The sequence below is a fragment of the Pantoea sp. XY16 genome, assembly GCF_025153065.1.
GTDB lineage: Bacteria > Pseudomonadota > Gammaproteobacteria > Enterobacterales > Enterobacteriaceae > Pantoea > Pantoea alfalfae.
The window spans coordinates 228,099-248,967 of the sequence record NZ_JANZNP010000002.1; the positions used below are offsets into that span (position 1 = coordinate 228,099).

Below are 20,869 nucleotides of genomic sequence, written 5' to 3' on the forward strand. Positions count from 1 at the left end.
CTCCTTACTGCGTTACGGTATGCGGTTGCCAGATGCGATCCTGAATCGTCACTTTGACTGGCAACAGATGATTGGCATAAAACAGATCAGCGGTACGCTGCTGTGCGGCTGCGGTTTCAGCACTGACCGGCGAAATCCGGGTGGGTGGACGATGGCTGAGATAGCTGGCAATAACGGGTTCAGACAGGCCCATCGCCTGGGCAAGAAGCGTGGTGCTCTGCTTAGGCTGGCTGATCGTCAGCGCGTCGGCACTGCTGAAGGTGTCCAGCACCTGCTGGATAAACGCGCCGTGGGCTTCGGCATAGCTGCGCGTCGCCAGATAGAAGGACCCGGTCAGATTCAGTGAGCTGCCATCAATCAGCAGGCGCGAATTACCCTGCAACAGTACTGAAGAGTAGTAGGGATCCCAGATTGCCCAGGCATCCACATCACCCTGCTGGAAGGCAGCGCGCGCATCGGCTGGTGTCAGATAAACCGGCGTGATGTCTTTAAACGTGAGGCCCGCCTGCTGTAATGCGCGCAGCAGTAAATTGTGTGAACTGGAGCCTTTCTGGAAAGCGACTTTTTTGCCTTTCAGATCGGAGACCTGTTTCAGAGCGCTGTTTTTCGGCACCAGAATCACTTCTGATTTCGGTTTTGGCGGCTCCGAGCCGACATAGAGCAGATCTGCGCCTGCGGCCTGGGCAAACAGTGGCGGAAGGTCACCGGTACTGCCGAGATCGATACTGTTAATGTTCAGCGCTTCCAGCATTTGCGGGCCAGCCGGGAACTCGATCCACTTAATCTGAGTATGGGGGAACCGTTTCTCCAGCAACTGATGTGACTTCGCCAGTACCATGCTGACCGAACCTTTCTGATAGCCGATGCGAATCTCAGCCGGATCCGATTCTGCGGCCTGTACCTGAAGGCCAGCCAGTAAGAGTCCCGCCACCAGCCACTTTCCTAATCTCTGCTTCATTGATCGCTTCCTTATACTGCCTGCGCAACGGGATGGTGATGACGGGTCAGCGCCAGCCAGAACGCGGAGACGGCTTCGTCAAGACGCTCTGCCAGTGAATCTTCCAGTACAGGCTGACGATCGTAATGCGTAACCTGGCTGTCTTCGGCGTAGACCCCATGCAGAATTTCCTGTGCTTTCAGCGCGTTGAGAACCGGCTTCAGCGCGTAGTCCAGCGCCAGCATATGGCCGACACTGCCGCCGCTGGCGAGTGGCAACACAACTTTATGCTCCAGTGCGCGCTCAGGCAGCAGGTCGAGCAGGGTCTTCAGCGCGCCCGAAAACGACGCTTTATAGATAGGTGTTGCCACAATCAGCCCATCAGCCGAGGCCAGATCGTCACGCAGGGCCAGCAGCGCGGGTGCATCAAAGCGCGCATTAATCAGATCGTCAGGCTGAAAGTTGTGAATATTCCAGGGAATGACTTCAATGCCACGAGCTTCCAGTTTGTGCTGACACAACGTCAGTAATGAAGTTGAGCGGGAGGGAAATCGTGGGCTGCCTGCCAGCGTAATAACTCGCATTATCACTCCTTATAACTAAAAGTTATTGATTATTTAATGTTGAGAACTTATGCCTTCATACTGTCAGAGCAGGGGAGTGGGCTTAAATGATTTATCCGGCAAAGCAAGGGTAAAAACTGCAAATAGACGTGCCTGTAGCAGCGAATAAAACTACCGCTTCCGATAATTCTTAAATTAGGCGCTGGCAGCTGAGCAATTCATTAATGGGTATGATATGAGATTGCTATAATGGGGTGATTGATCAGAAAAATTCTCTTTCGTCTGATTGCTTAATCAATCTTCCTGAGAATGACGCGGTGTTAAAGCGAAACGGTTGAAAAAATAGCCTCTGAAGCGGCACGGAATCAGCGTAACTGCGGCCGCATCCGCCAAAGATTAAGATTAATTGCAGAAAGTAAACTGTAATAAAAATGAAGGAATAGTGAAGATATTCATCTTTTCAGATGTTCGCTTACAGATTTCTGAATCTGGTTACGCCTGCTTTGTGGGGGGATTTTAAATCATTCCTCAACGGTTTTAACATTACAGCGGGCTATAGATGCACTTTTTTTAACAGTGAAAATCAGGTGAAACGTTTAGATAATTTTTACAAGTGGTCTTTTTTCGCATAACCGGTTTAAGATAATCAGGCTCAATCAAAGCCATCATAATAGTAGCGTATTACTCTTTTCGACGTTTCGCCTCTGGTCAGGCCCTGCATCTGGCAGGTGACTCGTATTGTCTTTTTTCTAACAGCAGAGAATTGCCTATGTCTGACACTTTATTATCAGTGATTATTCCAACCTACAATGTTGAAAAATATATTGTGGAGTGCGTCGATTCATTATTACGTCAGGTTAAAGCACCCAATGAAATAATCATTGTGAATGATGGCTCCACCGATGGAACATTAGCCTTACTTGAACAGAATTATGCACACCTTGCTCAGGTGAAAATAATGACGACTGAGAATGGTGGTGCCGGTCATGCACGTGATGTGGGTATTGAGCAGGCTAAGGGTCAGTTTCTCTTTTTCTGCGATCCAGACGACGTCGTGGCGGATGGGTTGGTCGCTGAACTGAGCATGGTGGCGGAAAAGCATCCTGAAACGGATCTGTTCTGTTTTAAATCGTGCGTCTATCGCGACGGCCATATTGATATCACCTCGCCAAAAGTCAGACACGAACACTTTGGGCAGCAAAAACCGCAGGACGTCTTATTGGGCCTGCTGCGTAACGGCAGCTATACGTCAGCGGCGTGGAGCTATGTCATCAGCAAACGTGTTATTGAACAGCATAAATTACGCTTTGTTAAACGCGTTCATGAAGACCACAATTTTACGCTCTCCTGCTTTATGAAAAGTCAGCAGGCCTGGGTGAGCCATCAGGTTTATTATAAACAGCGTATTCGTAACGGCTCACTGACGAACAGTACCAAAAGTAATGAGTTTTTCTATCAGCGTTATGATGCCTTTATGCACGCCTACAATACGTTAACCGGCTCTCTGGTTAAATCAGCGTGGCGCGATACGCTTGAAAAAGCCTATTTAATTCACTCGTTTCGTCTGATGATCTACTTATCACTTTATAATCGTACGCCTGTGCCGGAATATGTGCTTAACGCAATTCGCTTTATGGGTCGCAATGTGAAAACAGAAAACGTTAAAGAGTGGCTATTGTTCAATCGGCCTGAACTGTTTATTGCACTTCAGCATTACAAGGTCAAAAAAGAGCTGAAAAACGCCGCCTGATTCTGAAAAGCAGCCTGATTCTGAAAAATGTGAAGCGATATTGTTTATGCCTTTGCGAAATGAGAAGGTGAGACATGCAATGTGTATAAGGTTGTTGCGTCATGGCAAAAGTACTCGATAAAAGTCTGGTTATTAATATTTTCTCGCTGCTGGCCTACCGCGGCGCATCATTTTTGTTTCCGCTGGCCACGCTGCCCTATCTTGCCCGCGTTCTGGGTGTAGAGCAGATGGGGACGCTGGCGCTGGCCATCGCCTGCGTGCTCTATTGCAGTACCATCTCTGACTGGGGATTCAACGTCTTTACTACTAAAGACATTGCTCATCATCGTGATGATAAGGAACGCGTCAGTCAGCTTTTCTGGTCAACGTTTAACGCCAAGCTGATGCTGCTGGTGGTGACCAGTGGCACGTTACTGACGGCGACCTGGTTTAATCCCGCCTGGCATCCGCTGTTTTTTATCATTCTGGCGAACTGCACCACGCTGATAGGCTCGCTGTTTTCATTCGGCTGGCTGATGCAGGGGTTTGAGAAACTGGGTAAAACGGCGATGATCGCCACCTTCGGTAACTTCTGTGCCATTCCACTGACCTTTTTGCTGGTGAAATCCCCGCAGGATACCTGGCTGGCGGCGCTGATCCCTGGCACTGTCTCCATCATCAGTGCAGCGATTACGCTGAAGTTTGTGCTGGAGATGAAGGTCATTGGCCGTTACCGCTTTGAGCCGCGCGAAATCAAACAGCGCATCACCGACAGCATGGATGTGTTTATTGCTATCGCGGGTGCCAATCTGTTTAACAGCGTCAACGTGGTGATCCTGGCCTCCTTTACCTCTACTTATATGGTCGGGATCTACAACGGTGCGGATCGTCTGCGTAAAGCGGCTAACTCCGTACCCGAGCAGATCGGCAGTGCTTTCTTCCCGCGTGTCAGCCATCTGTTTGGTCGGGATAAACGTGCCGCCATTGCGGCAACGCGCAAAAGCCTGCTGCTGTCATTCTCACTGAGTCTGTCGATTGTGATCTTTACCTGGTTCTTTGCTGACCTGGTGGTCTCTATTTTACTGGGTAAAGACTTTATTCCGTCGGCGGATGTGCTGCGCGTCTTCGTGCTCTGCTTCCTGTTCGGCAACATTGCCTATCCGGCTGGATTACAGATTCTCATCCCGCACGGTCTGGCGCGTCAGCGTATGTGGGTCATGATGGCCGCTGGCGTGATAAACGTGCCGCTATGCTGTTTCCTGGCGTGGAAATTTGGTGCTATCGGTGCTGCGTGGTCGATGGTAGGGGCTGAAGCGTTTGTCTGTCTCGGTATCTTTGGCATCATGCAGCGTCACGGCATCCTACGGGAGTATCTGTTTCCTTCCGAAGTGAAAAACCAGCCCGTAAACGATTCCGCCGTTTAAGATCAAAGCATTTTCATATAGTTTTCTGCATCCCCGCCCTTCGATTTACTTTTGCGCCAGAGCACTTTACCATTCTGGCGCACATTTTCCCGTGCACCGACTTTCACGATTGCTTCCGTCCTTCAGGAGAGTGCATGTTTTATCCTATCGTCCGACCGGCGCTGTTTAAACTCGACCCCGAACGCGCGCACGAACTCACCTTTAAGCAACTGCGTTTTATGAACGGCACGCCGCTGGAGCTGTTTTATCGCCAGAATCTGCCGTCGCGTCCGGTCACCTGCATGGGACTGACCTTTAAGAATGCCCTGGGCCTGGCTGCGGGTCTGGATAAGAACGCCGAGTGCATTGATGCGTTTGCGGCGATGGGCTTTGGTTTTGTTGAAGTCGGCACCGTCACGCCGCGCGCCCAGGCAGGTAATGATAAGCCGCGGATGTTTCGTCTGGTGGAAGCGGGCGGCATTATCAACCGGATGGGATTTAATAATCTGGGCGTTGACCACCTGGTTGAGAATGTGAAAAAAGCGCGTTTTAACGGCGTGCTTGGGATCAATATCGGTAAAAATAAAGATACGCCGGTTGAGCAGGGCAAAGAGGATTATCTGATCTGCATGGAAAAGGTCTATGCCCATGCCGGTTATATTGCCATCAATATTTCCTCGCCTAACACGCCAGGTTTGCGTTCACTGCAATATGGTGAGGCGCTGGATGATTTGCTCTCTTCCATTAAACAGAAACAAAAAGAGCTTGAAAAGCGCCATCTGAAATATGTTCCGCTGGCCGTAAAAATTGCGCCTGATCTCTCTGAAGAGGAGTTAATTCAGGTCGCGGACAGTTTGATTCGTCATCAGATTGATGGCGTCATTGCCAGCAATACCACGCTCGATCGTTCGCTGGTAAGCGGTCTTAAGCATGCTGAAGAAGCGGGTGGATTAAGTGGACGGCCAGTGCAGTCGCGCAGTACGGCAGTGATCCAGCGCCTCTCTCAGGAGCTACAGGGGCGTCTTCCCATTATCGGCGTTGGCGGCATTGATTCTCTGACCGCTGCGCGTGAAAAAATCGCCGCTGGCGCAACGCTGGTTCAGATTTATTCAGGCTTTATTTATCAGGGGCCAGGATTAATTAAAGATATCGTTACGCATCTCTAAGACAATTCTCACAATGATTGGCCGGGGGGTTTATTTATCCCCTCGGCTCGTTTATATTTTGTCCTGTTGCACGCTTTTTCAGCTTTTCCTTATGTTTCTTTTTTCGCTGAATTCTGCGCGATTTTTGGCGCAGCGGTAAATACAGGGCACACGATGAAAATTAAACCCGATGATAACTGGCGCTGGTATTTTGATAGCAGCCACGACCGAATGATGCTCGACCTGGCTGACGGGATGCTTTTTCGTTCCCGCTTTTCCCGCAAAATGCTCACGCCGGATGCGTTCTCTGAGTCGGGTTTCTGTGTCGATGACGCCGCTCTGTATTACACCTTTGAAGAGACCTGTCGTCAGTGCAAACTCAGTGGCAGCCATTGCGCTGAACTGGTGCTGAATGCGCTGGTCGCCGCGCGTTTCCTCAAACCACTGATGCCAAAAAGCTGGCATTTCGCCGCTTATGCCCCTGCAATGCAGCCCCGTCCCGGTGAAATGGTGCAGGTTACGCTGGCAGAAGAGGGCACACAGGCACGTCTGCTGGTGGTTGAGAGTGGTGATAATGCGGCGCTCTGCCTGCTGGCGCAGCCTGGATTAACCCTGGCCGGTAAAAATATGGTGCTCGGCGATGCCATCAAGGTCATGAACGACCGGCTGCAACCCTGGTACCAGGAGGTCGCGCACTACGCCCGCGCTGTCTGATTACTTCACTTCTATATCACCTACCGGAATACAGCTGCAGCTTAAGAGGGTGCCGTCCTGACGCAGGGCACTCTGTTTAAGCGCTTTTACTTCACCGGCTACCAGACTCAGCTTGCAGCTACCACACAGACCTGCCCGACAGGAGTAAGGGATGCGAAAGCCCTGCATCTCCAGCTGATCCAGTAATACCTGCTGATTATCCCCGGTGAAGGTCTGACCCTGAAACGTGATGGTCACGGCATCCGGCGTCTGCTGCTGTGGTTTCAGCGTTTCGACCACTTCGCCGGCACCATAGATGCGGGGCGCATGACGTTTCAGGACGATCATTTCATCACCCGTACGCACCACACCACTGTTCCGCGCCACTAAGTTCAGACCGAAATCGATGTCGCCACTGCCATCCTGAGCGGTGCGGAAAGTCTGCAGTGTCGCCAGCGGATGACCGGTGGGATGCTTAAGTCCGGTCTCGGTGCTGACCGTAGTAAGTACACAGCGACTGCAGGGCTTGGGAGCCTCAAAGATGACGTCGCCAATCTGAATCTCTGCCCAGCTATCCTCATCCCAGGCGGCCGCACCGCTGACGATCAGATTCGGGCGAAACTGTTCGGCACGCACGCTGGCCGGGCAGCGCTGTTGCAGATCGTGCAGCGAAGCATTGTTGATCAGCAAAAACGGAAAGCCATCGGCAAAGCTCAGCGGAATATGATCAAACTTTTTGACCCGGCGAGTCGGTTGCGGCCCGACCCAGCGCAGTTGAACGTCACGCGGGAAGAACTGGCTCAGCCACTGATTAACTGCTTCGGGCGCAATGCGCGCAGTGAAGTGGTTGCCCCAGACTTCGGTGGGATGACCCTGCTCACTAAAATCGCTGAAGCGGATCAGGGTCTGGCTGCCATCCGGCGCAGCCAGCAGCAGGCCATCCGGCAGGAGCGCCGGTGTAAAGCGCACCATCTCCGGGTGCTGGCGTGCAGTAATAAAGGTGCCATCAGGTTCGGTCACCATAAACAGACGATCAAACGCCAGCCCGCTGTCAGTGACCAGCGCATGTGACAACGCTAATCCCCGCATTGACTTCACAGGATGAATAAATAAGCGGGAAAGCGTGATCATGGTGTTCTCCTTGAACCCGACGCGCGACACAAAAGAAGCTAACTTTATGACATAGGTCTCCGATTCGCTATAATGCGCGACAATTTTCTCAAGAGTTAAAAAGTGACGATATGAATTCTCTGTTTGCCAGCACGGCGCGTGGGCTCGAAGAGCTGTTAAAAAGTGAGCTGGACGCGCTGGGTGCGCAGGATTTGCAAGTGGTGCAGGGAGGCGTTCACTACGAAGCCGACGATCGCGCCATGTACCAAAGCCTGATGTGGAGTCGTTTAGCATCACGCATCCTGTTGCCGCTGGGAGAGTTCGGCGTCTACAGCGATCTCGATCTCTATCTGGGTGTACAGAGCGTGGACTGGCCGTCGATGTTCGGCAGCGACAAAACCTTTGTTGTGCATTTCAGCGGCACCAACGACGCGATTCGTAACAGCCAGTTCGGTGCGCTAAAAGTTAAAGATGCCATCGTAGACAGCTTTACCCGTCAGAATCTCGAGCGGCCTGATGTCGATCGTGAGCAGGCGGATATTCGTGTCAACGTCTGGCTGAATGACGACCGCGCCAGCATTGCGCTGGATCTCAGCGGCACCTCGCTGCATCAGCGCGGTTATCGCCAGCAGACCGGTCAGGCACCGTTAAAAGAGACGCTGGCGGCGGCTATCGTGCTGCGTTCAGGCTGGGAGCCGACCACGCCGCTGATCGACCCGATGTGCGGTTCGGGTACGCTGCTGATTGAAGCGGCGCTGATCGCCAGCGATCGGGCTCCGGGCCTGTTACGTAAGCACTGGGGCTTCACTGCCTGGAACAAGTTTGATGCTGCGCTGTGGCAGGACGTGAAAACCGAGGCGCAGAACCGTGCCCGCGCGGGCACAGCCGCGACTCAGGCGCGCTTCTTTGGCTACGATAACAATGGCCGGGTGCTGGAGTGGGCGCAGGCGAATGCCCGTCGTGCTGGCGTCTTTGAACTCTTTACATTTGCGCAGCAGGACCTGCTGCAACTGACCAATCCGCTCGAACCGGCGGTTCACGGTACGGTGCTGAGTAACCCGCCGTACGGTGAACGTCTGGAGAGCGAACCGGCGCTGATTGCGCTGCACAGCCAGCTCGGACGTCTGATGAAGCAGCATTTTGGCGGCTGGAACCTGTCGCTGTTCAGCGCCTCGCCTGAACTGCTGAGCTGCCTGCAACTGCGAGCCGATCGCCAGTTCAAAGCGAAGAACGGTCCGCTGGATTGCGTGCAGAAAAACTATCAGCTGGCGGTTAACAGCCATGAAAGCGCCGGGCAGATTGCGGAAGATTACGCAAACCGTCTGCGTAAAAATGTGAAGAAGCTGGAGAAGTGGGCGCGTCAGGAAGGCATTGAATGCTACCGCATTTATGACGCCGATCTGCCAGACTACAACGTTGCTGTCGATCGCTATGGCGACTGGGTCATTATTCAGGAATACGCGCCACCGAAAACCATCGATCCGAATAAAGCGCGTCAGCGCCTGTTCGATGTCATCAGCGCGACACTGAGCGTACTGCAGCTGCCTGCTGACCGTCTGATTATGAAAACGCGTGAGCGCCAGAAAGGTAAAGCGCAGTATCAGAAGCTCAGCGAGAAAGGCGACTATTTCGACGTTAAAGAGTTTAATGCGCGTTTCTGGGTGAACCTGACCGACTATCTCGATACCGGCCTGTTCCTCGATCACCGCATTGCCCGTAAAATGCTCGGCCAGATGAGTCAGGGTAAAGATTTCCTGAACCTGTTTGCCTACACCGGCACCGCCAGTGTGCATGCCGGCCTGGGTGGGGCGCGTTCAACTACCACGGTAGATATGTCGCGTACCTATCTGGAGTGGGCGGAGCGCAACCTGCGTCTTAACGGACTAACCGGACGTCAGCACCGCCTGATGCAGGCGGATTGCCTGAGCTGGCTGAATGAGAGTGACGAGAATTTTGACCTGATCTTTATCGATCCGCCAACCTTCTCTAACTCAAAACGTATGGAAGAGAGCTTCGACGTTCAGCGCGATCATATGATGCTGATGCGTAACCTGAAACGCCTGCTGCGTCGCGGTGGCACCATCATGTTCTCCAATAACAAACGTGGTTTCAAAATGGACATGGATGGTCTGAAAGCACTGGGCCTGCAGGCGCAGGATATTACCCAGAAAACGCAGTCGCAGGACTTCGCGCGTAACCGTCAGATTCACAACTGCTGGCTGATCACTCATGCCGGTAAGGAATAAGATTACATGTCATTAATCAGTATCCACGGCGCTTATCTCTCCTTCAGCGATGCGCCGCTGTTAGACAATACCGAGCTGCACATCGAAGAGAACGAACGCGTCTGTCTGGTGGGCCGTAACGGTGCGGGTAAATCCACGCTGATGAAAATCATCAATGGCGAACAGCCACTGGATGATGGCCGCATTATTTATGAAACCGATCTGGTGGTGGCGCGTCTGCAACAGGATCCGCCGCGCAATATTACCGGTTCGGTCTACGACTTCGTAGCTGAGGGCGTTGAAGAGCAGGCTGAGCATCTCAAAGCCTATCACGCCATTTCCCATGTGGTGATGGACGATCCCAGCGATAAAAACCTCAACGAGATGGCACGACTGCAGAGCATTCTCGACCATCAGAATTTGTGGCAGCTGGAGAGCCGCATCCATGACGTGCTGGAACAGATTGGTCTGCAGCCCGATACCGAGTTGTCGTCGCTCTCTGGCGGCTGGCTGCGTAAAGCCGCGCTGGGTCGTGCGCTGGTGAGTAACCCGCGCGTCCTGATGCTGGATGAGCCAACCAACCACCTTGATATTGAAACCATCGACTGGCTGGAAACCTTCCTGAAGAACTTCAGCGGCAGCATCGTCTTTATCTCGCATGACCGTTCGTTTATCCGCAATATGGCGACGCGCATTGTCGATCTTGACCGTGGCAAGCTGGTCTCCTGGCCGGGCAACTACGATCTCTATCTGGAAGGCAAAGAGGAGGCGCTGCGCGTTGAAGAGATGCAGAACGCGGAATTTGACCGCAAGCTGGCGCAGGAAGAGGTGTGGATCCGTCAGGGCATCAAAGCCCGTCGTACACGTAACGAAGGCCGTGTACGTGCGCTGAAAGCGCTGCGTCGCGAACATTCAGAACGTCGCGAAGTGATGGGCAAAGCCAACATGCAGGTCGGTGAAGCCTCCCGTTCCGGCAAGATTGTATTTGAGCTGGAAAATGTCGACTACGCAGTGGGCGGCAAAACGCTGGTGAAGGATTTCTCTACCCAGGTTCAGCGTGGCGATAAAATTGCGCTGATCGGGCCGAACGGCTGCGGTAAAACGACCTTACTGCGTCTGATGCTGCAGCAGCTGAAAGCCGATCATGGCCGCGTCCATTCCGGCACCAAGCTGGAAGTGGCCTACTTCGACCAGCATCGCGCTGAACTGGATCCGGATCGCACCGTGATGGACAACCTGGCCGAAGGCAAGCAGGAAGTGCTGGTTAACGGCAAACCGCGCCACGTGCTGGGCTATCTGCAGGACTTCCTGTTCCATCCAAAACGTGCCATGACGCCGGTGCGTGCACTCTCAGGGGGTGAACGTAACCGTCTGCTGCTGGCGCGCCTGTTCCTGCGTCCCAGCAACCTGATGATTCTGGATGAACCGACCAACGACCTCGACGTCGAAACGCTGGAGCTGCTGGAAGAGCTGATTGATGGTTATCAGGGCACCGTCTTACTGGTGAGTCACGATCGTCAGTTCGTCGACAATACGGTCACCGAGTGCTGGATTTTTGAAGGCAACGGCGAAATCGGTACCTTTGTGGGCGGTTATCACGATGCACAGCAGCAGCGTGCCGCTTACCGGCAGCACAGGTCTGCTTCACCGGCAAAAGCGACAGCGAATACCGCTAAGCCAGCCGCCGAAAAGAGTGAAGCGAAGCGTAGCGTGAATAAGCTCAGCTACAATCTGGCGCGTGAGCTGGAACAGCTGCCGCAAAAACTGGAGCAGCTGGAAGCGCGCATCGGTGAACTGCAGGCGAAGATGAGTCACCCGGACTTCTTCAGTCAGGCACACGATCAGACGCAACCGGTGCTGGATAATCTCGCTCAGGCTGAGCAGGAGCTGGAAACCGCTTTTGCGCGCTGGGAAGAGCTAGAGTCACTGAAAAACGGCGCGTAGGGCAGGGCTAACGGATGTGTTTAGCAGTGAAAAGTAACGCGTGGATGCTCTGTCCACAATGCGATTTAATGATTAAGCTGCCGGACATTCCCGTTGGCAGCCGTGCGTCATGCCCGCGCTGCGATACCTCTCTGACGGCCAACTGGCACGAACCCCGTAAACGGCCAACGGGCTATGCGCTGGCGGCACTCTTTATGCTGCTGCTGGCGAATCTGTTTCCTTTTGTCTCCATGAAAGTGGCGGGGCTGACCAGCCAGATTACGCTGTCGCAGATCCCACAAGTGATGGTGACGGAAGATTACAGCAGCCTGGCGACACTGTTTCTGCTGTTTGTGCAGGCGGTTCCGGCCTTTTGCATGATCACCATTATTCTGCTGGTCAATCCGGTCCCTCTGCCCGTCCGTCTCAAAACTGGTCTGGCGCGTATTCTGTTTCAGCTGCGTAACTGGGGCATGGCCGAAATCTTTATGGCGGGTGTACTGGTCAGCTTTGTCAAACTGATGGCCTATGGGGATATCGGACTGGAAACCAGCTTCTGGCCGTGGGTGATGTTCTGCCTGTTACAGTTGCGGGCCTTTCAGTGCGTTGACCGGCGGGGCTTGTGGGACAGTCTTTCCCCGCGACCTGCGATCCCTCATTCACCCGAAGTGGGCATCAGTGGTTTAGAGCAGGGCCTGCGCTCCTGTCCCTGCTGTACCGCCATTCTGCCGGAAGCTGAGCACACCTGTCCACGCTGTGGCGTTACCGCACAGGCGCGGCGTAAGCACAGCCTGCAATGGACGCTGGCGCTACTGTTCACCTCAATACTGATTTACATCCCGGCCAATCTGTTGCCGATCATGGTGACGGAAACCCTCGGTACGGCTTATCCCTCCAATATCATGGCAGGGGTCATTGTGCTGTGGGGCGATGGTTCCTATCCGGTGGCGCTGGTAATCTTTATCGCCAGTATCATGGTGCCGACGCTGAAGATGCTGGCCATCGGCTGGCTCTGCTGGGATGCCAGCGGACGCGGGCGGCGTGACAGTCATAAGATGCATAAAATTTATGAAGTGGTCGAGTTTGTTGGCCGCTGGTCAATGATCGACGTGTTTGTGATTGCCGTGCTCTCTGCGCTGGTGCGTATGGGGCAATTAATGAATGTTTATCCCGCGTGGGGGGCAGTATTGTTTGCGATGGTGGTGATTATTACCATGATCGCTGCCATGACCTTTGACCCGCGATTAACCTGGGATCGTGTACGCGAAAACAATATGAAGGAGTCGCGCCTTGACGGAAACTAACCACGGCCATGCAAAGGTGGAACAGATTAAGCGCTGGTCGCCGGTCTGGATTGTCCCCATCGTTACGCTGTTAATCGGTGGCTGGATCCTCTTTTATCACTTCAGCCATCAGGGGCCGGAAGTCACCTTAATCACCGAAAATGCCGAAGGCATTGTTGCCGGTAAAACCACGATTAAAAGTCGCAGCGTCGATGTCGGCGTGGTGGAGAGCGCGGTATTAAGCGACGATCTTCACCATGTGGAAATCAAAGCGCGTCTGAATGCGGGCATGGAAAAGCTGCTCCACAGCGACAGTGTTTTCTGGGTAGTGAAACCACAGGTGGGGCGTGAAGGGATCAGCGGGCTTGGCACGCTGCTGTCAGGTGCTTATATCGAACTGCAGCCCGGCACCAAAAAACAGCCACCCGAGCAATTTAAGCTGCTGGATGCGCCGCCGTTAGCGCCACCGGATGCCAAAGGTATTCGTATCGTGCTGGACAGCAAAAAGGCAGGCCAGCTTAATCCGGGTGATCCGGTGCTGTTCCGTGGCTACCGTGTCGGTACGGTTGAGACCAGCGTTTTTGATACTGACAAACGTATGATGACCTATCAGCTGTTTGTCGCTGCACCCTACGATCGCCTGATTACCACCAATGTCCGCTTCTGGAAGGACAGCGGCATTGCCGTGGATATGTCCGCCTCAGGAATGCGGGTGGAAATGGGATCGCTCACCACGCTCTTCAGCGGCGGTGTCAGTTTTGACGTGCCGGATGGCTGGGCGCTGGGCGAGCCCGCGCAGAACAAGTCTGACTACCATCTGTTTGACGATCAGCGCAGTATTCAGGACTCGCTCTACACCAATCATATCGACTACGTGATGTTCTTCTCTGACTCGATTCGTGGGCTGCAGGCGGGCGCGCCGGTTGAGTTCCGTGGCATTCGTCTGGGTACTGTCTCCGAAGCGCCACTGATGAAAGCGGGCCTGGTCCAGGCACTGAATAACGATTACCGGGTGCCGGTGCTGATCCGCATTGAGCCGGATCGTTTTGTCAGCCGATTGGGTGAGAACTTCGATCTGGAGCAGCATCTGCAGGATGGTAAAAAACGTGGCCTGCGTGCGACGCTGAAAACCGGTAGCCTGCTGTCGGGTGCGCTCTATGTCGATCTCGACTTCTATGACAATGCACCGCCTTATAAAGGCCCGCAGAAAGTTTCTGGTTATGAAGTCATCCCAACGGTCAGCGGCGGCCTGAGCCAGATTCAGCAGAAGCTGATGGCGGCGCTGGATAAGATCAATAGTCTGCCACTGAACGGTATGGTCAATGAAGCGACAGGTACGCTCAAAGAGAGCCAGAAAACGATGCGTGATCTGCAGCGCACCATCGACAACATCAATAAAGTCACCGGCAGTCCGGCCATGAAAACGCTGCCAGAAGATTTGCAGCAGACGTTACGCGAGCTTAACCGCAGCATGAAAGGCCTGCAGCCAGGTTCGCCTGCCTACAGCAAGCTGGTCGGCGATATGCAGCGGCTGGATCAGGTTCTGCGTGAACTCCAGCCGGTGTTAAGAACGCTTAACACCAAGAGCAATGCGCTGGTATTTGAGGCGAAACCGGGACAGGATCCCCAGCCGAAGAGGGCGAAACAGTGAAAAAAGGATTGATACTTTGTGCCGCGCTGGTGTTGAGTGCGTGCAGCAGCAGCGTTGACAATACCTGGTATCAGCTGCCATCCGGGGCGGCTTCCATGAAGGTCAGCAGCAGCCAGCTGAATGAAGCGCAACCGATGTTATGGGTGCAGCAGGTGACGGTGCCGGATTATCTGGCAGGCAACGGACTGGTTTATCAGACCAGCGATGTCAAATATGTTATCGCCGCGAATAATCTCTGGGCCAGCCCGCTTGATCAGCAGTTGCAGCAGACATTGATCACTAACCTGAGCAAGGCGCTGCCAGGCCGGCTGGTAGCCGGGTCACCGTTAGGCGCCCAGCACGACACGCTGAATGTAACCATTACAGGCTTCCAGGGACGCTACGATGGCAAAGCGATTGTCAGTGGCGAATGGACGCTGGAACATCAGGGCCGTGTGACCAAACAGGCATTTAACCTCGTGCTGCCGCAGACTGAAGATGGCTACGATGCGATGGTCAGAACGCTGGCGGCGGGTTGGCAGCAGACCGCACAGACGATTGCTAATAATGTGGTTGCGTTAAATTAAGATTAATGTGAATAAATAAGCTAAGCCCCTGAACGATTGTCGTGTTTTATCGGCGTCATTCAGGGGCTTTTTTATTAGCTTATTCAGAAAGATAGTGTTGGCGTATGCATCACAAAACGTCCTTAATTTTACCGATTAAGGTCACATTTATGACACTGGCATGAAGATTGGGCATTGATCTTTGGGTGCGCAGGAGGTAGAACATTAGGGTGGTTGAACATTAATTCACCACTTTTTCTTTCCACCAGATTCCACAGACCTTACATGAGGGACACGGAGTATGAAGAGACAGAAACGAGACCGCCTCGAACGCGCCCATTCACGTGGTTATCAGGCAGGCATTACTGGACGCTCAAAAGAGATGTGTCCGTATCAGTTGATTGACGCTAAGTCTCACTGGTTGGGAGGTTGGCGACAAGCCATGGAGGACAGGTCGGTAGCTGCATAACCGGATGTCACTGAAAAGGGAATATAACCTCCGCCATGCGCGGAGGTTTTTGTTTCCAGGGGAAACGCTTAAAAAGCGGCAGTATCTTTAAACAGGCCGACTTTCAGATCGCTGGCGGTATAAATAAGGTTGCCGTCAACCAGCACTTCACCATCTGCTACGCCCATCACCAGTTTACGGTTAATCACACGTTTGAAGTGAATGCGGTAGGTGACTTTCTTCGCTTCAGGCAGGACCTGTCCGGTGAATTTCACTTCACCCACGCCCAGCGCACGACCTTTACCTTCGCCGCCCAGCCAGCCCAGATAGAAACCGACCAGCTGCCACATGGCATCCAGGCCCAGACAGCCCGGCATCACCGGATCGCCAATAAAGTGACAGCCGAAGAACCAGAGATCAGGATTGATATCCAGCTCCGCTTCAACAAAGCCTTTGTCATATTTGCCGCCGTCTTCGGTCATTTTGACCACGCGGTCCATCATCAGCATGTTGCCAGATGGAAGCGGCGGACCATTTTCGCCAAACAGTTCACCACGACCTGACAGAATCAGATCTTCTTTGGTATAGGATTCGCGTTTATCTACCATGTTTTCAATAAGCCTTGTTTTAGTGAATCACGAATATTAGCGAACAGTTGTACGCTGAGCAAATCGGATTAACGGTGGTTGAACCAGTTAAGCCAGCGGAGCGCCCAGGGACGTTGCGGCACGTCCGGCTGGTTAAACAGGCTAATGCGTTCCTGGATGGTGTTCAGCAGGCAGTCACCCTGACCATCTTCAGTACTCCAGATTTTACCGGTCAGGAGCGGCAGCGCTTCATCAGCACGGTCGATCGCCCAGATGTGGAAGCGACCCTGTTCAACCGCTGTCACAACGGCCTGGTTAAGACTGAGATGACGAACGTTGCAGGCAGGAATAATCACACCCTGCTGACCCGTTAGTTCACGCTGATGACAGATATCAAAGAAGCCTTCGATCTTCTCATTCAGTCCGCCTACCGGTTGTACGTTGCCAAACTGATCGACTGAACCAGTCACGGCGATTTGCTGATTGATCGGCTGATTCGCCAATGCGCTGATTAAGGCACAGAGTTCAGCCAGCGAAGCGCTGTCACCGTCCACCTCGGAATAGGATTGCTCAAAGACCATTGAGGCTGAGAAGGGCAGTTGCTGATCGAGCTCCAGCTCGGCAATCAAAAATGCCTGCATGATCATCATGCCTTTAGCATGAATGTTACCGCCCAGCTCCGCCTTACGCTCAATATCCATGAACTCGCCATCGCCGGGATGAACCACGCAGGTAATACGAGAGGGGTCGCCCCAGGCACGGGGATGACCAGGATATTCCACCACCGACAGGCCGTTAATCTGACCGACTACTTCACCTTCGGTTTCAATCAGAATCTGTCGCAGCAGGATCTCATCACGCATCCGTTCATTGAGATAATTCTCGCGCCACAAGCGCGCTTCAAGCGCATCACGCAATGCTTCGGCATTGAGTACGTCGCCCATCAGAGCCGACTCGCGCATCTGACGCTGCAGCCAGCGCGGGCAGAGGGGTAGCGTATCCTGATCGCCGCTGTAACGGACACCTTCTTTGATCAGCTCTGGCCAGAAGTCCGCTTCCGGCACGGGCAGGCCCGCCTGTTGCGCCAGTTCAGTACTCCAGCGACACCAGGCCAGCATGTCATCTTCATCAAGAACCTGAATGTTCTCTTCAAATTCAGTATAGATGGCCATTTCATGCGCTTCAGGGTCGAGCTCCTGAAAATCCGCAAGCGCTTCGCGGTCGCCGCACAGGACCAGGTTAAGACTGAGCGGTAATGAAGGAATCGAGACAGGTAGCGGGCGGCGTTCATCCTGAGAGGTCCACTCAACATAGCCTTGCTCAATACACTTTTTCAGGCGCAGCCATAGAATTGGCTGCGTCAGCAGGCTACGCAGTGACAGTACCAGCGTGCCGCCATTGGCGCGATGGATCAGCCCTGGCTCAAGCTGGATGCGATCTTTATACTGCCGCACGCAGCCAAACAACTGCTCCATCTCAATCCACTCAGCAAAGTGAATACCACCCTGACTGGTGAATGGGCGTTGCGGATCGGATGGGGGCTGAAGCGTGACGTTGTCAGCCATGATATGGTAATCACCGCCGGACAGAGTGGTACTGTCAGCCATGACCCGCTGCGCGGCCTGAACGATGAATGTCAGATAATCGCGATTCTCCTGGCTTCTAACCAGCAGTAACGGGAATCCCTGCGACTGGTGATGTAAATGCGCCAGCGCATTCAGCAACCGGGGCTGTACCGTTGCCAGAGCATCAGTTTCTTCATCAGCAATTCGGGAGAAAACGGATTGGTATTGCGCGCTATCCGGCTGTAAGGTCTGCCACGTAAGTTGAGTGCTGGTCAAAATAATCGCATTTATCTGTTTTAAGAAAAGCGAGATTATACAGGATTCACCCTTGTTAAGCACTGCAGACTTCCTGTTGAAGATGTGATGATGGCAGCATGTTTTTCGTTGCTGCATCCGGGAAAAAAGCTGTTATTCTTAGCCCGTTACGTGATCACGATGAGATTCCGATGAAATACCAGCAACTCGAAAATCTTGAATGTGGATGGAAGTGGAAATACCTGGTGAAAAAACATCGGGAAGGTGAACTGATCACGCGTCACCTTGAGTTAAGCGCGGCACAGGCGGCAGTGGATAAACTGCTGGCGATGGAAAATAATCCGGTGACGGTGAACGAGTGGATTGCAGAACATATTCATTCTGATCTTGATAACCGGCTGAAGCAGACCATCCGTGCCAGGCGCAAACGCCATTTCAACGCTGAACATCAGCATACCCGAAAAAAATCGATAGACCTGGAGTATCTGGTCTGGCAGCGGCTGGCAGGCCTCGCTCAGCGGCGTGGCTGCACGCTTTCTGAAACGATTGTTCAGCTGATAGAAGATGCGGAACGCAAAGAGAAATATGCCACTCAGATGTCGAGTCTGAAGCAGGATTTGCAGGCGATTCTGGGTAAATCGGGTTCAGAGAGCGAGTAAGCGGGCAGGGAATTCAGAGTATAGGCGCTAAAGACCGATTGATTACCGGCACAAAAAAACCCCGCTAAGGCGGGGTTTTTTATGACGTGTAAACTTAAGCCTGTGGCTGAGTTACAACGTCTTTGATACCTTTAACGTCGATTTCTACACGACGGTCCGGCGCCAGGCAGTCGATCAGGGCATTACGGCCTTTCACGCTGTCACAGGTGTTGCCGGTAACTGGGTTAGATTCACCCATGCCACGTGCAGAGATCTTGTTAGAAGGAATACCTTTAGATACCAGGTAATCTACGACTGACTGAGCACGTTTCTCAGACAGTTTCTGGTTGTACTGCTCTGAACCGATGCGATCGGTGAAGCCCAGTACGACAACGGAACCATCTTTAGGATCCATTGAGCTCAGCTGGCTGTACAGCTGATCCAGAGCCTGCTGGCCTTCTGGCTTCAGGGTAGATTTGTTGAAGGTGAACAGAACGTCAGACTTCAGAGTGAAACGCTTGGTTTCAACAACTGGAGCTGGTGCTGGAGCCGGAGCTGGCGCCGGAGCAGCGACGTCATCCTGACCGAAGCGGTATGAAACGCCTACGCTCAGCATGCCGTTGTCTGGACGCGTACCAACGGTCTGTGCATCACCGATGTTGTTAACCCACTGGTAGTCCAGACGGGTAGCCCAGTTTTTGGTCAGCGCATATTCAACACCAACAGCAGCCAGCGGAGATACGCCGGTGTCGTGGTCGCTGATGCGGCCAGTAGTTGGGTTAGTCTGCGTTGAATCTGCACGCCATACCATGCCGCCCAGACGAGTATACACGTCCAGATCGTCATAGATTGGGTAGCTCAGTTTAGCAGCCAGCTGAACGCCCTGTGCTTTGAATGCGCCGTTAGTCACGTTGCCTTTGTTAGGCATGCGACCCAGCCAGTCATAGCCCAGCTCGAAGCCCAGGTATGGATTTGCCTGGTAACCAACGAATGCACCTGCACCCAGCTGGCTTTCATGAGTTGGACCGTCATTGTTTTCGTAACCGTTACCGTAGTAACCAGTGTCGTGATACTGAGACCAGCCCAGTTTAGCACCGGTGTACCAGGTGTCATCTTTCGGAGCGGCCTGCGCTACGGTAGCGAAGCCAGCCAGTGCCACTGCAATTGCGATAGCTGTCTTTTTCATTTTGCGCCTCGTTATCATCCAAATAGGCAATGAGCAAAAAGGTTGCTCTTGGTTTAAATCCTTCGCCGGGTCAAAACGCTCGCTTATGACTCTACCGCAAAAAACGGAGGTTATTGAGCACCCTGGCGAGATAAAGTCTACAACGAGATTGGAAACTTACAAGTATGATGTGAGGCGCTTCTGTAAAAAAACAGCGATTTATACACAATTTCTAACAATTAGCCTGGTAGTATTGTCGCGGCAAAAAGCCTTAAAAACCTGCTAAACCATTGTCACAGCTCGAACTAACAGAATCAGTGGTTTAGCGACGACAGATAAGAAAAATAGCTTGGGAAACTTCTGATTTTTACTTAATGAAACAAATCCGACTGAATTTTTATCGCACTTTGCGGTCTGAGAGGCGCTTCCGATGTCCCGCTTGCCCGCAAAATCAAACCCAGCGCGTCACCCTCTGCCGCCGCATTTTCAAGTTGACGGCGCTCATCTTCGCCAAGGTCATAAGGAATCCATGCCAGAACGACACTGTAATTTCCTGTACGTAATGCCTTGACCATCGCTTCCACCGCATTCAGACGTTCAGAATCGGCGATATGCATACTTTTATCCAGCGGTAATCCCGACTCCTGCATCCAGGTGCGATTCAGTTTATGTGCCGGTGTTAACCACAACTGCCAGCGTGATTGCTGACTCAGCTGCTGTAATAATGGCAACAGCAGCATCTGCATCATACCGGGCTGCTCGCTGCAGCGTAACTCAGTAATTCCACCGCCCTGAGAGGCCGGAACGGAAGAGGACGCGTAATGATGAGCATAGCGTGCATTATCAGGATGTTGTGTTCGCATAAGTTAATCACCAGCAGTTGACTGTATGAATATACAGTACTGTTATCCTGGATAAAGATCAACCCAAATTTCTGAAAACGCCTCGCAAAAACGCGACAAGATTAGTTGAAGCGTTATTTATTCATTGAACCGGCTGACACT

At 52.9% G+C, this 20,869-nt stretch carries 18 protein-coding genes; 11 read left to right on the forward strand and 7 right to left on the reverse strand.

Annotated features, from left to right (window positions below):
• Positions 1–4 precede the first annotated feature (4 nt).
• Positions 5–958 (reverse strand): sulfonate ABC transporter substrate-binding protein, encoded by a 954-nt coding sequence (locus tag N1689_RS02645; RefSeq protein ID WP_161735677.1) that lies wholly within the window; start codon positions 956–958, stop codon positions 5–7.
• An 11-nt stretch (positions 959–969) separates the two neighbouring features.
• Complete coding sequence (gene ssuE, locus N1689_RS02650; RefSeq protein ID WP_013357340.1) at positions 970–1,521, reverse strand: NADPH-dependent FMN reductase; 552 nt, start codon at positions 1,519–1,521, stop codon at positions 970–972.
• A gap of 748 nt (positions 1,522–2,269) precedes the next feature.
• On the opposite strand from ssuE, the gene N1689_RS02655 reads away from it, so the two are divergent.
• From N1689_RS02655 to N1689_RS02670, 4 genes are all read left to right on the forward strand, one after another.
• Positions 2,270–3,250, forward strand: a complete 981-nt coding sequence (locus N1689_RS02655; RefSeq protein WP_161735675.1) for a glycosyltransferase family 2 protein — start codon at positions 2,270–2,272, stop codon at positions 3,248–3,250.
• A gap of 101 nt (positions 3,251–3,351) precedes the next feature.
• Entirely contained in the window at positions 3,352–4,653 is a 1,302-nt protein-coding gene (locus N1689_RS02660; RefSeq protein ID WP_013357342.1) for a flippase, read from the forward strand.
• A gap of 134 nt (positions 4,654–4,787) precedes the next feature.
• On the forward strand, positions 4,788–5,798 hold the full coding sequence (gene pyrD, locus N1689_RS02665) for a quinone-dependent dihydroorotate dehydrogenase (RefSeq protein ID WP_161735674.1): 1,011 nt from the start codon (positions 4,788–4,790) through the stop codon (positions 5,796–5,798).
• A gap of 153 nt (positions 5,799–5,951) precedes the next feature.
• Positions 5,952–6,491: a cell division protein ZapC gene (locus N1689_RS02670; protein WP_260057799.1), complete on the forward strand. Its 540-nt coding sequence runs from the start codon at positions 5,952–5,954 to the stop codon at positions 6,489–6,491.
• Here N1689_RS02670 and N1689_RS02675 read toward each other — a convergent pair whose 3' ends face one another.
• The gene (locus tag N1689_RS02675; RefSeq protein WP_260057801.1) at positions 6,492–7,601 is read right to left on the reverse strand and encodes a YcbX family protein; all 1,110 of its coding nucleotides are present in this window, start codon (positions 7,599–7,601) and stop codon (positions 6,492–6,494) included.
• Positions 7,602–7,711: 110 nt separating this feature from the next.
• Between N1689_RS02675 and rlmKL the strand changes: the two genes are divergently transcribed.
• The 6 genes from rlmKL to rmf all read left to right on the forward strand — a co-directional run bounded on the left by rlmKL (position 7,712) and on the right by rmf (position 15,676).
• Positions 7,712–9,826, forward strand: coding sequence for a bifunctional 23S rRNA (guanine(2069)-N(7))-methyltransferase RlmK/23S rRNA (guanine(2445)-N(2))-methyltransferase RlmL (gene rlmKL, locus N1689_RS02680; RefSeq protein ID WP_161735670.1), 2,115 nt, complete (start codon positions 7,712–7,714; stop codon positions 9,824–9,826).
• A gap of 6 nt (positions 9,827–9,832) precedes the next feature.
• A complete protein-coding gene (locus N1689_RS02685; RefSeq protein ID WP_260057804.1) occupies positions 9,833–11,749 on the forward strand; it encodes an ABC transporter ATP-binding protein in 1,917 nt (638 codons plus the stop codon).
• A gap of 14 nt (positions 11,750–11,763) precedes the next feature.
• Positions 11,764–13,032 (forward strand): membrane integrity-associated transporter subunit PqiA, encoded by a 1,269-nt coding sequence (gene pqiA, locus N1689_RS02690; RefSeq protein ID WP_161735666.1) that lies wholly within the window; start codon positions 11,764–11,766, stop codon positions 13,030–13,032.
• Complete coding sequence (pqiB, locus tag N1689_RS02695) at positions 13,019–14,662, forward strand: intermembrane transport protein PqiB (protein WP_161735664.1); 1,644 nt, start codon at positions 13,019–13,021, stop codon at positions 14,660–14,662. Before pqiA ends, pqiB begins: the two co-directional genes overlap by 14 nt.
• A complete protein-coding gene (gene pqiC, locus N1689_RS02700) occupies positions 14,659–15,228 on the forward strand; it encodes a membrane integrity-associated transporter subunit PqiC (RefSeq protein ID WP_222924253.1) in 570 nt (189 codons plus the stop codon). Before pqiB ends, pqiC begins: the two co-directional genes overlap by 4 nt.
• Before the next feature lie 280 nt (positions 15,229–15,508).
• Positions 15,509–15,676 carry a ribosome modulation factor gene (rmf, locus tag N1689_RS02705; protein WP_008925875.1) on the forward strand — a complete coding sequence of 56 codons (168 nt, stop codon included), beginning with the start codon at positions 15,509–15,511 and terminating at the stop codon, positions 15,674–15,676.
• 68 nt (positions 15,677–15,744) lie between these two features.
• On the opposite strand, the gene fabA is transcribed toward rmf, so the two are convergent.
• A complete protein-coding gene (gene fabA / locus N1689_RS02710) occupies positions 15,745–16,263 on the reverse strand; it encodes a bifunctional 3-hydroxydecanoyl-ACP dehydratase/trans-2-decenoyl-ACP isomerase (RefSeq protein WP_008925876.1) in 519 nt (172 codons plus the stop codon).
• Between the two features lie 68 nt (positions 16,264–16,331).
• Positions 16,332–18,200, reverse strand: a complete 1,869-nt coding sequence (locus tag N1689_RS02715; RefSeq protein ID WP_161735660.1) for a Lon protease family protein — start codon at positions 18,198–18,200, stop codon at positions 16,332–16,334.
• 53 nt (positions 18,201–18,253) lie between these two features.
• Between N1689_RS02715 and matP the strand changes: the two genes are divergently transcribed.
• A complete protein-coding gene (gene matP / locus N1689_RS02720; protein ID WP_143813132.1) occupies positions 18,254–18,721 on the forward strand; it encodes a macrodomain Ter protein MatP in 468 nt (155 codons plus the stop codon).
• 94 nt (positions 18,722–18,815) lie between these two features.
• Here matP and ompA read toward each other — a convergent pair whose 3' ends face one another.
• Both ompA and sulA read right to left on the reverse strand, forming a co-directional pair.
• A complete protein-coding gene (gene ompA / locus N1689_RS02725) occupies positions 18,816–19,886 on the reverse strand; it encodes a porin OmpA (protein ID WP_010255028.1) in 1,071 nt (356 codons plus the stop codon).
• A gap of 350 nt (positions 19,887–20,236) precedes the next feature.
• A complete protein-coding gene (gene sulA / locus N1689_RS02730) occupies positions 20,237–20,728 on the reverse strand; it encodes an SOS-induced cell division inhibitor SulA (protein ID WP_161735658.1) in 492 nt (163 codons plus the stop codon).
• Between the last annotated feature and the right edge of the window lie 141 nt (positions 20,729–20,869).

Excerpts from the sequence above, each read along its gene's own strand:
- N1689_RS02670 (WP_260057799.1), top strand. The coding sequence starts at position 5,952 with ATGAAAATTAAACCCGATGATAACTGGCGCTGGTATTTTGATAGCAGC.
- N1689_RS02645 (WP_161735677.1), bottom strand. The coding sequence starts at position 958 with ATGAAGCAGAGATTAGGAAAGTGGCTGGTGGCGGGACTCTTACTGGCT.
- N1689_RS02675 (WP_260057801.1), bottom strand. The coding sequence starts at position 7,601 with ATGATCACGCTTTCCCGCTTATTTATTCATCCTGTGAAGTCAATGCGG.
- N1689_RS02655 (WP_161735675.1), top strand. The coding sequence starts at position 2,270 with ATGTCTGACACTTTATTATCAGTGATTATTCCAACCTACAATGTTGAA.
- N1689_RS02685 (WP_260057804.1), top strand. The coding sequence starts at position 9,833 with ATGTCATTAATCAGTATCCACGGCGCTTATCTCTCCTTCAGCGATGCG.
- ssuE (WP_013357340.1), bottom strand. The coding sequence starts at position 1,521 with ATGCGAGTTATTACGCTGGCAGGCAGCCCACGATTTCCCTCCCGCTCA.
- matP (WP_143813132.1), top strand. The coding sequence starts at position 18,254 with ATGAAATACCAGCAACTCGAAAATCTTGAATGTGGATGGAAGTGGAAA.
- rmf (WP_008925875.1), top strand. The coding sequence starts at position 15,509 with ATGAAGAGACAGAAACGAGACCGCCTCGAACGCGCCCATTCACGTGGT.
- sulA (WP_161735658.1), bottom strand. The coding sequence starts at position 20,728 with ATGCGAACACAACATCCTGATAATGCACGCTATGCTCATCATTACGCG.
- fabA (WP_008925876.1), bottom strand. The coding sequence starts at position 16,263 with ATGGTAGATAAACGCGAATCCTATACCAAAGAAGATCTGATTCTGTCA.
- N1689_RS02660 (WP_013357342.1), top strand. The coding sequence starts at position 3,352 with ATGGCAAAAGTACTCGATAAAAGTCTGGTTATTAATATTTTCTCGCTG.
- N1689_RS02715 (WP_161735660.1), bottom strand. The coding sequence starts at position 18,200 with ATGCAGCAACGAAAAACATGCTGCCATCATCACATCTTCAACAGGAAG.
- pqiA (WP_161735666.1), top strand. The coding sequence starts at position 11,764 with ATGTGTTTAGCAGTGAAAAGTAACGCGTGGATGCTCTGTCCACAATGC.
- rlmKL (WP_161735670.1), top strand. The coding sequence starts at position 7,712 with ATGAATTCTCTGTTTGCCAGCACGGCGCGTGGGCTCGAAGAGCTGTTA.
- ompA (WP_010255028.1), bottom strand. The coding sequence starts at position 19,886 with ATGAAAAAGACAGCTATCGCAATTGCAGTGGCACTGGCTGGCTTCGCT.
- pyrD (WP_161735674.1), top strand. The coding sequence starts at position 4,788 with ATGTTTTATCCTATCGTCCGACCGGCGCTGTTTAAACTCGACCCCGAA.